Source organism: Planomonospora sp. ID91781 (assembly GCF_015711595.1).
GTDB classification, from domain to species: Bacteria; Actinomycetota; Actinomycetes; order Streptosporangiales; family Streptosporangiaceae; genus Planomonospora; species Planomonospora parontospora.
Genome location: NZ_JABTEY010000001.1, coordinates 836,936 through 849,802, shown reverse-complemented (window position 1 = coordinate 849,802; position 12,867 = coordinate 836,936). Strand labels below are relative to the sequence as shown.

The 12,867-nt window shown below is 73.0% G+C and carries 10 protein-coding genes; 5 read left to right on the top strand and 5 right to left on the bottom strand.

What is annotated here, in order from left to right; genetic code table 11:
* Positions 1-162 precede the first annotated feature (162 nt).
* Positions 163-1,485, bottom strand: coding sequence for an MATE family efflux transporter (locus HS048_RS03940; RefSeq protein ID WP_196466177.1), 1,323 nt, complete (start codon positions 1,483-1,485; stop codon positions 163-165).
* A 331-nt stretch (positions 1,486-1,816) separates the two neighbouring features.
* Between HS048_RS03940 and dnaB the strand changes: the two genes are divergently transcribed.
* Positions 1,817-3,172 (top strand): replicative DNA helicase, encoded by a 1,356-nt coding sequence (gene dnaB / locus HS048_RS03935; protein ID WP_068900364.1) that lies wholly within the window; start codon positions 1,817-1,819, stop codon positions 3,170-3,172.
* Between the two features lie 116 nt (positions 3,173-3,288).
* Here dnaB and HS048_RS03930 read toward each other — a convergent pair whose 3' ends face one another.
* Positions 3,289-4,098 carry a metallophosphoesterase gene (locus HS048_RS03930; RefSeq protein ID WP_196466176.1) on the bottom strand — a complete coding sequence of 270 codons (810 nt, stop codon included), beginning with the start codon at positions 4,096-4,098 and terminating at the stop codon, positions 3,289-3,291.
* Between the two features lie 155 nt (positions 4,099-4,253).
* Here HS048_RS03930 and HS048_RS03925 point away from each other — a divergent pair, with 155 nt between their 5' ends.
* Positions 4,254-5,573 (top strand): DUF5685 family protein, encoded by a 1,320-nt coding sequence (locus tag HS048_RS03925; RefSeq protein WP_307832358.1) that lies wholly within the window; start codon positions 4,254-4,256, stop codon positions 5,571-5,573.
* Positions 5,574-5,741: 168 nt separating this feature from the next.
* On the opposite strand, the gene HS048_RS03920 is transcribed toward HS048_RS03925, so the two are convergent.
* Both HS048_RS03920 and HS048_RS03915 read right to left on the bottom strand, forming a co-directional pair.
* Complete coding sequence (locus HS048_RS03920) at positions 5,742-6,479, bottom strand: ABC transporter permease (RefSeq protein WP_068900370.1); 738 nt, start codon at positions 6,477-6,479, stop codon at positions 5,742-5,744.
* Positions 6,476-7,387 carry an ABC transporter ATP-binding protein gene (locus HS048_RS03915; RefSeq protein WP_068900372.1) on the bottom strand — a complete coding sequence of 304 codons (912 nt, stop codon included), beginning with the start codon at positions 7,385-7,387 and terminating at the stop codon, positions 6,476-6,478. The genes HS048_RS03920 and HS048_RS03915 overlap by 4 nt, the downstream gene beginning before the upstream one ends.
* A 134-nt stretch (positions 7,388-7,521) precedes the next feature.
* On the opposite strand from HS048_RS03915, the gene HS048_RS03910 reads away from it, so the two are divergent.
* Both HS048_RS03910 and HS048_RS03905 read left to right on the top strand, forming a co-directional pair.
* A complete protein-coding gene (locus HS048_RS03910) occupies positions 7,522-9,063 on the top strand; it encodes a sensor histidine kinase (protein WP_230880714.1) in 1,542 nt (513 codons plus the stop codon).
* Between the two features lie 120 nt (positions 9,064-9,183).
* Positions 9,184-9,837, top strand: coding sequence for a response regulator transcription factor (locus HS048_RS03905; protein WP_068900553.1), 654 nt, complete (start codon positions 9,184-9,186; stop codon positions 9,835-9,837).
* Between the two features lie 27 nt (positions 9,838-9,864).
* Here HS048_RS03905 and HS048_RS03900 read toward each other — a convergent pair whose 3' ends face one another.
* Positions 9,865-11,484 (bottom strand): methyl-accepting chemotaxis protein, encoded by a 1,620-nt coding sequence (locus HS048_RS03900; protein WP_196466175.1) that lies wholly within the window; start codon positions 11,482-11,484, stop codon positions 9,865-9,867.
* A 220-nt stretch (positions 11,485-11,704) separates the two neighbouring features.
* On the opposite strand from HS048_RS03900, the gene dnaN reads away from it, so the two are divergent.
* A complete protein-coding gene (gene dnaN, locus HS048_RS03895) occupies positions 11,705-12,811 on the top strand; it encodes a DNA polymerase III subunit beta (RefSeq protein ID WP_068900375.1) in 1,107 nt (368 codons plus the stop codon).
* Positions 12,812-12,867 lie beyond the last annotated feature (56 nt).

Genomic DNA, 12,867 nt, shown 5'->3' with positions numbered 1-12,867 from the left:
GACACCTCCCGATCACACATCGGCCAACCCGCGTGCTCCAGGGGCGCGCGGATCGCGCCGGGCCGTACCGGCCGCTCCGGGCTCCGCGCCGGTCGGGTGCGGCTCGCGCCGGGCCGTACCCGAAGGGAGGGGTCACGCGCGAGCCGTACCGGAGGGGAGGGGTCACGCACGGCCCGGGCCGGACCCCGCTCCCGTCACCAGCCAGCCGTCGCCGCGTGCGCGCAGGCCCAGCGTCACCAGCCGGGCCGCCATCCACAGCCCGAGCGCCGCCCAGAGCGCGACCAGACCCCCGCCGGAGACGACGACCAGCAGCGCGGCGGGCAGATAGGCCAGCGTCGTCCACAGTCCCGCCCAGGCCAGATAGGCCTGGTCGCCGGCCCCGATCAGCACGCCGTCCAGCACGAAGACGACCCCGGCGACCGGCTGCAGGAGCGCGACCACCCAGAGCAGGGGGAGCAGTTCCCCGGTCACCGCCGGCCCGGTGTCGAACAGCACGGGCATGAGCGGCGCGGCCGCGAGCACGGACAAGCCCAGCACGACCCCGGAGCCGACACCCCACGCCACCATCCTCCGGGTCGCGGCCCGGGTCCCCGCCACGTCCCCGGCGCCCAGGGTGTGACCGGTGATGGCCTGACCGGCGATGGCGATCGCGTCCAGGGCGAAGGCCAGCAGGATCCAGACCCGGAAGACGATCGTGTGGGCCTCCAGCCGCTCGTCCCCCATCCGGGTGGCCACCGCCGTCGCGATGACCAGCACCGCCTGCAGGCAGAGCGTGCGGACGACCAGTGCGACCCCGGCCGACCCCGCCGCCCTGATCCCGGAGAGGTCGGGCCGGAACGGCGCCCGGTGGCGGCCGAACATCATGGCCAGGTAGACCGCGGCGGCCACGGTCTGAGCCGTCACGGTGCCCCAGGCCGACCCGGCCAGGCCCCAGTCCAGGACCAGGACGAACACGCCGTTGAGCACCGCGTTGAGCGCGAAGGACCCGACGGAGACCAGCAGCGGCGTCGCGGTGTCCTGCATGCCGCGCAGCACGCCGGTGCCGGCCAGCACCAGCAGCATCGACGGCACGCCGAGCAGGCTGATCCGCAGGTAGGTCACCGCCTGCCGGGCGAGCTCCCCCTCCGCGCCGAGCAGGTGGACGAGGTACGGCGCGAGCGGCCACACCACCGCGATGACCGCCACCCCGACCCCGGCGGCGAGCCAGAGGCCGTCCACCCCCTGCCGGAGCGCCCGCCGCAGGTCTCCCGCGCCCAGCTGGCGGGCCACCGACGCCGTCGTGCCGTACGCCAGGAAGACGCACAGGCCCACCACGGCGCTCAGCACGGTGCCCGCGACGCCCAGCGCGCCGAGCGCGGGCGCGGGCAGGCGGCCGACGATGACGGTGTCGGTGAGCAGGAACAGCGGCTCGGCGACCAGCGCGCCGAAGGCGGGGACGGCCAGCCGGAGGATCCGCCGGTCGTCCGCGTGGAGGGTAAGAGGCACGTGTTCATTGTGCCTCTTACCTCCGACAGGATCCCGTGCGGGCGGAAGCCGGTGGCGGCGGCCGCCCGGTCCGGGCGCGCTGTCACAACTTTCTTTCCTCCACAGGCGGTGGATTAAGTCTTCCCAGCTCAGGGCGGTCTTCCATCCTGTGGAAAACAGTTATCCACAGGATTGTCCCCAGGGTGCCCACACTCCTGAGGGAGAACTGCACACGTTATCCACAGGTCTGTCGACAGGTCGCGTTGCCGCCCGGTCCGCGGAGCGGCGAGACTGTCAGACCGGTCGGCTAAAACTAGGGGTGGCGCGACCGCCAGGAAAGAGGGGGTGCGCGGTGAGCATCGCAGATCCACCGGTCTTCGAGCCGGGATTCGAGCGCACGCCGCCGAACAACATCGAGGCCGAGCAGTCCGTGCTGGGCGGCATGCTCCTGTCCAAGGACGCCATCGCCGACGTCGTCGAGATCCTGCGGTCCGACGACTTCTACCGCCCGGCCCACCAGCTCATCTACGACATCATCACCGCCCTCTACGGCCGGGGCGACCCGGCCGACGCCGTCACGGTCTTCGACGAGCTGCAGAAGCGCGGCGAGGTCGCCCGGGTCGGCGGCGGAGCCTACCTCCACACGCTCACCGCCGTCGTGCCCACCGCCGCCAACGCGGGCTACTACGCGCGGATCGTCCGCGAGCAGGCCATCCTCCGCCGCCTCATCGAGGCCGGCACCCGCATCGTCTCCTTCGGGTACGGCGGGCAGGACGAGGAGGTCGACGACCTCGTCGACCGCGCCCAGGCCGAGATCTACAAGGTCACCGAGCGTCGCACCTCCGAGGACTACGCACCGCTGGCCGACATCATGCCCGGCGCGCTCGACGAGCTGGAGGCCATCGGCGGCCGGAGCGGCCAGATGGTCGGCGTCCCCACCGGCTTCCAGGACCTCGACGCCCTCACCAACGGCCTCCACCCCGGTCAGATGATCGTCGTGGCCGCCCGACCCGCCATCGGCAAGTCGACTTTGGGGCTGGATTTCGCAAGATCTGCCGCTATCAAGCACGGTATGACCACTGTCGTGTTCTCGCTGGAAATGTCCAGAAACGAGATCACGATGCGTCTGCTCTCGGCCGAGGCGCGGGTGGCGCTGCACTCCATGCGGTCGGGCTCGATGACGGACGAGGACTGGGCCCGGCTGGCGCGGCGGATGGGCGAGGTGGCCGAGGCCCCGCTCTACATCGACGACTCGCCCAACATGTCGATGATGGAGATCCGGGCCAAGTGCCGCCGGCTGAAGCAACGGCACGACCTGCGCTTCGTCGTCATCGACTACCTCCAGCTGATGTCCTCGCCGAAGAAGACCGAGAGTCGGCAGAACGAGGTCTCGGAGATCTCCCGTGCGATCAAGCTGCTCGCGAAGGAGCTGGAGGTCCCGGTCATCGCGATCTCGCAGCTGAACCGCGGTCCGGAGCAGCGAACGGACAAGAGGCCCATGGTCAGCGACCTTCGCGAATCCGGATCGATCGAGCAGGATGCGGACATGGTCATCCTTCTCCACCGGGAGGACGCATACGAACGCGAGTCCCCTCGGGCCGGCGAAGCGGACCTGATCGTGGCCAAGCACCGTAACGGCCCGACCGCCACGGTCACCGTGGCCTTCCAGGGCCACTACAGCCGCTTCGTCGACATGGCGCCTCACTAGGGCGTGCCAGGACTCCGGTCCGGACGCCCGCCGGTGGAGCCGTCCTCTCTCCGGCGGACGCCGGCCGCCGCCGTCCGGGGTGCTTCCGGCAGTGCGCGGCGGCCCGCCGTACGGGGTCAGATCACCGTGCGGACGTGGGTGGTGAGGCGGCGGCCGTCGAAGACGTGCAGGGCGAACTGGGGCGGCAGGTCCCGGTCGATCGGGATCCGCTCGGCGGTCTCCGCCGGGGTCAGGGCGGTGCTGACCACGCCGGGGGCGACCAGCAGGGGCAGGCCCGCGAACACGGTGCTCGCCGGGGTGTGGGCGTGCCCGGCGAGCACGGCGACGACCTGGGGGTGCCGGCGGAGCACCTCCTCCAGCCGTTCGGGGGAGCGCAGCCCGATCCCGTCCACGTAGGGGATGCCCAGCGCGGCGGCCGGATGGTGCATGCCCACCAGGGCCGGGGTGCCGGGAGACCCGGTGAGCACGGCGTCCAGCCAGGCGATCGTCTCGTCCTCCAGGAACCCCTCCGGCCGCCCGGGGACGCTGGAGTCGCACAGGGCGACGGTGAGGCCGTCGAGCCGCAGGACCCGGTTGACCGGACGGGCCCCGCCGCCGTTCCCACCGTCGGCTCCGTTCCCGTCGCCGTTCCCACCGTCGGCTCCGTTCCCGGCTCCGCCGCTCTCCTCACCGAGGAGGACCCTGCGGAAGGCCGTACGGTCGTCGTGGTTGCCCGGGCACACCGCCGTGGGGAAGCGGGACGCCAGCAGGTCGCGCGCGGTCCCGTACTCCTCGGCCAGGCCGTGGTCGGCGATGTCACCGGTCACCAGGACGGCGTCCAGCGGCCCGGGAAGGCTCTCCAGGTACCGCATGACGGCCCGGGTCCGGTCGGCGCTGCGCGGGTCGTCGTCGATGTGGATGTCGCTCAGGTGGGCCAGTGTCAGCATGGCAAGAGCCTGGCACGCGGCCCGGTACGGCGGGCGGGCCACATCGCCCCCGATCCCGCGGGAGGGAGAGGTCCACTGCCCCGCAGGGGGAGACCGGCCAGGGCATACGGACTTTCAAGTCATCCTTAAGTCGCCTGTGTCATGGTTTGCGCCAGATGTACAACGACTGCGGGGTGGAGATGTTCGGGATCGTTCGGCCATGTCGTCATGGAATGTGCCGGGGGCTGTTCGCGTCGTGGATGGCGCACCTGTGCGGGCTCTGCCTGGCGCTGCGCGACGAGCACGGGCACGCGGCGCGGCTGGTGACCAACTACGACGGGCTGATCGTCTCGGTCCTGGCCGAGGCGCAGGCCCCGGCGCTCTCCTCGCGCCGCCGGGCCGCCCCGTGCGCGCTGCGCGGGTTCTCCGGCGCCGAGGTGGTCGGCGCCCGGGCCGAGGGGGTGCGGCTGGCGGCGGCGACCTCGCTGATCCTGGCCTCGGGCAAGGTCAGGGACCACATCGCCGACGGCGACGGGATGTACGCCCGGCGCCCGGTCGCCGCCGCGGCGGGCCGGGTGGCCGCGCGCTGGGAGGCCGCCGGGACCCGGACGGCCACCGCCGTCGGGTTCGACGCGGGGGTGCTGGTGGACGCGGTGGCCCGGCAGGCGCGGCTGGAGGCCGAGCCGGGACTCGCGCTGCTCGAGCTGACCGCCCCGACCGAGGACGCGGTCGCGGCGGCGTTCGCGCACACGGCGGAGCTGGCCGGCAAACCGCACAACGCCGTCTCGCTGGCCGAGGCGGGACGTTGCTTCGGACGGCTCGCCCATCTGGTGGACGCGGTGGAGGACCTGGAGGAGGACCGGGCGGCGGGCGCCTACAACCCGCTGCTCGCCACCGGGACCGATCTCGTCGAGGCCCGGCGCCTCTGCGACGACGCGCTGCTGGGCCTGCGGCTGGCGGTGGCCGACCTGGACCTAGAGGAGCGGGGCCTGGTGAGGGCGCTGCTGGTGAAGGAGGTCGGCCGCTCGGTGGACCGGGTCTTCGCGCAGGGCTCCCCGGCGGCCGGTGACGCCTGCGTCCGGGAGGCCGCGGAGACCCGGCGGGCACCGGGCGGGGGCGCTTCGGCGGGGGCCCGGGAGACATCGGATCGGGAGACATCGGAAAGGGGCGTTCCGGCGGGGTCCCAGGGGATACCGGAGAGGGATGCTCCGGCGGGGTCCCGGCGGAAGGGCGGCCCCGGGACGGCCCCGCCGCGCGACCCGAGGCTGCAGCCGGAACCCGGCTGCGGGCCCCGGCTCTGCTTCGCGCTCAGTTTCATGGCCTGCTCCTGCGGGCTCTACCGGCCGCCGTGGGACGAGGACCGGTACAAGTCCTGCGGCGAGCGCCTCGACTGCGGCGGCTGCGACGCCTGCGGGCAGTGCTGCAACGCGTGTTCGGGATGCTGCGAGGGGTGCTCGTGCTGCGGCGACGGCTGCGGCTGTGACTGCAACTGCTGATCGGGCTCCCATGCGGCGATCGGCTCCGTCGTCGGGAGACCACCGCCGAGGTGGTGGGCCGGTTCCCGGAGCGGCCTGCCGCGTCCGCACGTGACCGGGAGGTACGGCCCGCGGGCCGTACCTCCCGGTCACGCCGCCAGGAAGCGGGACCACCGCCGCCGGACGGGGTCACTGCCAGCGGAAGAGCCGGGCCGCCAGCCCGCCGAAGAGCAGCAGGGTCGCGGCCATCACCGCCAGGTTCAGCGTCTGCGGGGCGCCGCCCGCCCAGGTGTCCCGCAGCGCCTGGCCGAACGGGGCCAGGGGCAGGAAGTCCCCGATCCGCTGGAGCAGGTCGGGCATGAACTCCCGGGGGAACCACATGCCGGCCACGAACATCAGCGGGAACATCAGCAGCGAGCCGATGGCCGGCGCGGACTTGGCGTTGGGGGCGACCGCGGCGATCAGCAGACCGATCGCGAACAGCGAGGCGGTGCCGAGGAGGAAGACCCCGACGAAGGGCAGCGGGTTCTTGGGCACGGGCACGTCGAGGAAGAGGTTGCCCAGGACGACCAGCAGGGTCGTGGCGATCACCGCGACGGCGAGGTTGTTCACCAGCTGGGCGACCAGCACCCGGATCGGGCTGACCGGCGTGGTGGACATCCGGCGCAGCACTCCCGTCTCGCGGTAGGCCGCCAGCGTGCCGGGCAGCACGGTCAGCGCCATCGTCACCACGGACAGGATCGTCATCATCGCGGGGAAGTAGTTGTCGATCCCCCGCTGGCCGCCCATGTCCGGGTTCGCCTCCCGGAGGCCGGGGATGACGTTGCCCAGGCCGATCAGGAGCACCAGCGGGAGCAGGATCGCGAAGATCAGCCCACCGGGCTCGCGGAGGAACAGCTTGGCCTCGGTCGTGATCATCTTGCTCATCGGGCGTCTCCATTGGTGATCTTCTTGCCGGTGAGGGCGAGGAACGCGTCGTCGAGGGTGGCCTGCTCGACGCGGAGGTCGGCGGGGACGACCCCGGCCGCGGCCAGGGCGGTGGTGACCGCCAGCAGCAGGTTGCCGGAGCCGGTGACCTCGACCCTCCCGCCGCCGCCGTGCACGCCGGTCACCTCGGGCAGCGCCTTCAGCACGGCGTCGTCGAACGGCCCCGAGGGCCGGAACCTGACGGTCTGCCGCCGGTCGACCCGGGAGATCAGCCCGGCGGGGCTGTCGACGGCGACCACCCGCCCGGAGTCGATCAGCGCGATCCGGTCGCAGAGCCGCTCGGCCTCCTCCATGAAGTGGGTGACCAGCACGATCGTCACGCCGTCCGCCCGGACCTGCTCGATGAGGTCCCAGGTGTCCCGGCGGGCCTGCGGGTCCAGCCCGGTGGTCAGCTCGTCCAGGATCGCCACCTCGGGGTCGCCGACCAGCGCCAGCGCGATCGAGAGCCGCTGCTGCTGGCCGCCGGAGAGCTTGCCGTACCGGGCGTCGCGCTTGTCGGCGAGCCCGACGCGCTCCAGCAGCGCGTTCCAGTCGGCGGGCCTGGAGTAGAAGGACGCGTACAGGTCCAGCGCCTCCCAGACCTTGATCTTCTCGGGGAGCGCGGAGCTCTGCAGCTGCACGCCGAGCTTCTCCTTGAGCGCGTCGCGGTGCAGGCCGCCGAGCACCCTCACCGTGCCGGAGTCGGGGGTGCGCAGGCCGGCGACGCACTCGACGGTGGTCGTCTTGCCGGCGCCGTTGGGGCCGAGAACGCCGAAGATCTCGCCCTCCTCGACGGTGAACGACACGTCGTCCACCGCGAGCCGGTCGCGGTACCGCTTGCGGAGGCTGTCAACCTCGATCACCTTCATGACCACGACGCTACGGACGGCGCCGCGGCGGGAGAATCGGCCTGGGCACCCGGCGGGGGTGGGGTTACCTCCACTCCCGGACGGCACCCGGCCCCACTGGGCGGAACCGGGGCCGATGACGGAGACTGCAGGGCATGAAGGTCATGCGGCGATACGCGGAGGCCCCGATCCGGGCGGCGTTCCTGGGCCTGCTGGCCGTGGCGGACGTGTTCCTGGCGGCGGGGGTCCTGATGACGGCCCTGTTCGCGTTCGCGCTGGGGATGATCTTCCTCTTCCCCTCGGCGGTCAGGGCGGTGCGGCGCCGTACGGGGCTGGCGCGGCGGCTGAACGGCAGGTGGCTCGGCGAGGAGATCGCACCGTCGTACCTGCCGCCCCCGCCGCCGGTCCGGCCGCAGCCCGACGGCTGGTACCGGCACGACCGCCAGCTCTACCGGACCCCGCGCTGGCCGGACTGGCACAACCGCTGGCAGTGGATGTTCGGCGACCCGGCCACCTGGCGGGACACGGTCTGGCTGCTGCTCAACCCGCTGGCCGGCGGCCTGTTGCTGCTCCTGCCGCTCGCCGTCGCGGTCTTCGGCCTGTCCCTGCCGTGGACGTGGCACCCGCTCGGGGGGGTGCCGGTGGGGCTGGCGCTGGTCGCCGCGGCGGCGGCCGCGCTCCCGTGGCTGCTGCGCCTGTACGGCTGGTGGAACGAGCTGTTCCTCGGCCCCACGGCCAAGTCCCTGCTGGCGAGCCGGATCCACGAGCTCAACCAGGAGCGGGTGGAGACGGTGGACTCGCAGGCGGCCGAGCTGCGCCGGATCGAGCGCGACCTGCACGACGGGGCGCAGGCCCGGCTGGTGGCCATCGGGATGACGCTCGGCGCCGCCGAGACCCTGGTGCAGTCCGACCCCGCGGCGGCCAGGGCGCTGCTGGCGAAGGCACGTGAGGCGTCCTCCACCGCCCTCACCGAGCTGCGCGGCCTGGTCCGGGGCATCCACCCGCCGGTCCTGGCCGAGCGCGGCCTCGGCGACGCCGTACGCGCCCTCGCCCTGGACAGCCCGCTCAAGGCCGAGGTCACCGTCGAGCTGCCGGTGCGGCCCGAGCCGCCGGTGGAGTCGGCGGCCTACTTCGCGGTCAGCGAGCTGCTGGCCAACGCGGCGCGCCACGGGGGCGCGGACCGCGTCTGGATCGACGTCGGCAGCCGGGGCGGGGCGGTGCGGATCACCGTCACCGACGACGGCTCCGGCGGCGCCGACCCGGCGCGGGGCAGCGGTCTGCGCGGCATCGAGCGGCGGCTGGCCGCCTTCGACGGAGTGCTCGCGCTCAGCAGCCCGCCGGGCGGGCCGACCACCGCGGTGATCGAGCTCCCGCACGCGCGGGGCGTCCGCGAGCAGCGGAACACGGAGAAGATGCCCTGGTGGAAGTGGCTCATCGTGGGGACCGGCTGGGGCCTGGCCTGGCTGCCGCTCTTCCCGCAGGGGCTGGTCACCCTGGTGATGAAGCTGGTCGCTCCGGAGGAGCGGAGCTGGCTGCTCCCGCTCTACCTGCCCGATCCGTGGTCGTGGATGATGATCGTCTTCGACATCGCCCTGGGCACCGCCATGTACGCCGCGGCCGTCCTGCTCCCGATCCAGCACTCCCGCCGGCGGTGGATGGCCGAGGCCGCTCCGCACCGCCTATGTTCGGACCGATGAACCCGCACACCTCTCCCCAGCGCTCCCAGGCTCCGCACCTCCCGCAGGGGGGCCGATGAACCCGCACACCCCGCCCCGCCGTTCCCGGGTCCCGCACCCTCCGCAGGGGGACCGGTGAACCTGCGCGCCGTCGTCGCCGAGGACCTCTACCTGCTCCGGGAGGGCCTGGTCCACCTGCTCCAGGCCCACGGCTTCGAGGTCGTGGCCGCCGTCGAGTCCGGCCCCGAGCTGCTGCGGGCGCTGACCGGCGAGCGGCCCGACGTGGCGGTGGTGGACGTACGGCTCCCGCCCACCTTCACGGACGAGGGCCTGCAGGCCGCGCTGGCCGCCCGCCGGGCGGTCCCCGGCCTGCCGGTCCTGGTGCTCTCCCAGCACGTCGAGCAGCTCTACGCCCGCGAGCTGCTCGCCGACGGCTCCGGCGGCATCGGCTACCTGCTGAAGGACCGGGTGTTCAACGCCGACCAGTTCGTCGACGCCGTGCGCCGGGTCGCGGCCGGGGGGACCGCGATGGACCCCGAGGTGATCGCCAAGCTGCTGGCCAGCACCGCCCGGCACGAGCCGCTCGCCGCGCTGACCCCGCGCGAGCGCGAAGTGCTGGAGCTGATGGCCGAGGGCCGGTCCAACGCGGCGATCTCCCAGCGGCTGTTCCTCAGCGAGAGCGCGGTCGGCAAGCACACCGCGAGCATCTTCATCAAGCTCGGCCTCGCCCCGTCCGACGACGACAACCGCCGAGTCCTGGCCGTCCTGACCTATCTCAACGCGGCCCGCTCCTGACCCGGCCCGCCCGGTCCCGGAAGCGCCTCAGCGCTCCCGGGTCCTGAACCTGCCGGTGACCTCACGCAGCCGGTCGGCCGTGGCCGTGAGCTGCTGCACCGAGGCGGTGACCGCCTGCGTGGCGCCGGCCATGCGCTCGGTGGAGGCCATGTTGGCCTCTGCGAAGGAGCCGACCTCGTCGAGGGCCTCCTGCAGCGTCGAGGTGCCGCCGGCGATCCGCTCGAAGGCTCCTCTGGCGTGCTCGTCGACGACCGTGACCGCCTCGCCGCTGCTCTCCTGGATCTCGGCCACGACCTCGGCGATGGACTGGGCGGCTCTGCTGCTCTCCTCGGCGAGCGTGCGGACCTCTCCGGCGACCACGGCGAAACCGGAGCCGTGCACTCCGGCGCGGGCGGCCTCGATGGAGGCGTTGAGCGCCAGCAGGTTGGTCTGCCCGGCGATGCGGGCGATGCTGCCGACGATGCCGCTGATCCGGGCGGACTTCTCCTCGAGCTCCCCCATCACCTGCGCCAGCCGCTGCACGGTGCCGATGCCCTCGTCGACCAGGCCGGAGGTCTTCCGGGCGGCGCGCTGGGCCTGGCCGACCAGGTCCACCTGGCGCTCGGCGTTGCCGACCACCTCGTCCACGGTGGCGCGCACGCCGCCCGCGACGCCGGACAGCTCCCGCGACGCGGCGTCGAGCGCACCCGCCGAGTGACTCACCTGCCCGACGGAGTCGTTGAAGTTGCGGACCATGGAGGTGAACGCCCGCCCGAGGCGGTCATCGTCGGACTTGGGCACGGCCTCGACGGTCAGGTCACCGCCGGCCATGCGCTGGGACACCCGGGCCATCGCGTTGAGATACTCCACCATGCGGTCGAACGAGGCCGCGACCTCGGCGATCTCGTCGTCGGCGGTCACCTCGACGCGCTGGTCGAGATCGCCCCGGGCGATGCTGTCCGCGGCGGCGGACAGGGTGTGCAGTCCGGTGGAGATGCGCCGGGTCAGCGCGCGCCGGATGGTCAGGGAGACGCCGACCGCGACCGAGAGCAGCACGCCGAGCACGGTGAAGCCGATGACGACGTCGAGACGGGCCGCGTCACGGCTCTCGGCGGCGGCCCGGACGTCCAGTTCCCGCAGAGTCTTGAGATTCTCCTTGAGGGCGTCCCACTGCTCGTCTCCCGCACCGGAGTCGAAGGTCGCCCGGGCGGCCGCGGCGTCCCCGGCGTCGGCCAGCCGGACCAGGGGCGCCGTCACCCGGACGTACTCCGACCAGGCCTGCTCGTAGGCGGTCAGCGCGGCGAGTGGGGCCTCATCGAGGGAGAGCCGGTGGAAGCCGGCGAGCAGCGCCTTCATCTCGGCGTCCTCCTCGGCCATGGCCTCGGCCGTCTTGGCCAGTTCCTCGTCACCCTCGGGGAGGGCGAGGTACTCCCACTGCTCCTTGCGGTATTTGTTCATCAGGCCGTCGATCTCACCGGTGAGCTGCGCGCCCGGCATGCCGGTCTCGGCGAGGCGGCTCACCTCCGACGACGTCTGCCACAGGTACCACGCGGACGTGGCGGCGGGCAGCAGCAGCAGCCCGATCACCACGGTGAAGCCGAAACGCAACGCCTTGCCGATGGTCATCCGCGCGAGCACGTCGCGGGCCCTGCTCATCCCACTGTTCACGACCGCACGATCGGCAGGCGGACCGCGCGCCTGAGGATCCGCCGGGGTCCCATTCGTCACTCCACCCGCCGCCGGGACCCGCCGTACGGATGACTCCCGTACGGCGGACGCGGAGATCCGGGAGGGCGAGGGAGACGGCCTCGTCGGCGGGGGCGAATGTCGGTGGCAGCGGATAACGTCTGTCCGAGTACGGGCATCCGCACTCAGAAGGGATTCCGACGTGAAATTCCGGGTTGACCGTGACGTCCTGGCCGAAGCGGTGGCCTGGGCGGCCCGGGTGCTGCCGGCCCGTCCGGCGATCCCCGTCCTGTCCGGTCTGCTCCTGGAGGCCCGGCCGGAGCAGGAGGACCTCGTGCTCTCGGCCTTCGACTACGACGTCTCCGCCCGGGCCTCCGTGGAGGCCGAGGTGGCCGAGCCCGGCCGGGTGCTGATCCCGGGCCGGGTCCTGGCGGAGATCACGCGGAGCCTGCCGGGGAAGGCGGTCGAGGTCGTCGCCGACGGGTCGGAGGCGACGCTGACCTGCGGCAGCGCGGAGTTCAACCTGCGCACCATGCCGGTGGAGGACTTCCCGACGCTGCCCGCGATGCCGCCGGTGATCGGCGCGATCGGCGGCGGGGTCTTCGCGAGCGCGGTCGGCCAGGTCGCCCCCGCGGCCAGCCGCGACGAGACCCTGCCCATGCTGACCGGCGTCCGGGTCGACATCTCCGGCGAGCACGTGGCGATGGCCGCCACCGACCGCTACCGCATCGCGGCCAGGGAGTTCGACTGGCGGCCGGAGCGGCCCGACGCCGCGGCCGCGGCCGTGGTCCCCGCCCGGGTGCTCGTCGAGGTGGCCAGGTCGCTGCGCGGCGGCGAGGTGGCGGTGGCGCTGGGTGACGGCATCGCCGGGTTCGAGAGCGTCGGGCGGAGCACCACGGTCCGGTTGCTCGACGAGCAGTTCATCGACTACCGCGCCCGGCTGGCCGGTGACTGGTCCATCCGGGCGGACGTCCGGGTGGCACCGTTCGTCGAGGCCATCAAACGGATCCGGCTGGTCGCCGAACCCACCACCGCGATCCGCCTCTCCTTCGGACAGGGGCAGGTTACCATCCAGGCCGGCGGAGGCGAGGTCGGCCGGGGGACGGAGGTCCTCGACGCGGAGCTGTCCGGCGGGGACATCCAGATCGCCTTCCAGTCGCAGTTCCTGCTGGACGGCCTCTCCGGAGTCGAGAGCGAGTTCGTCCGCCTCAACATGGAGTCACCGACGCGCCCGGCCCTCATCACCGAGGTCCCCGGCGACGCGGTGCCCGCCTTCCGCTACCTCGTCATGTCCCTGCGCCAGGCGTGAGCCTGCCCTCGCGGCAGGTGTGAACGCATCTCCCCGGACCGGGGCGTGGGAGACCC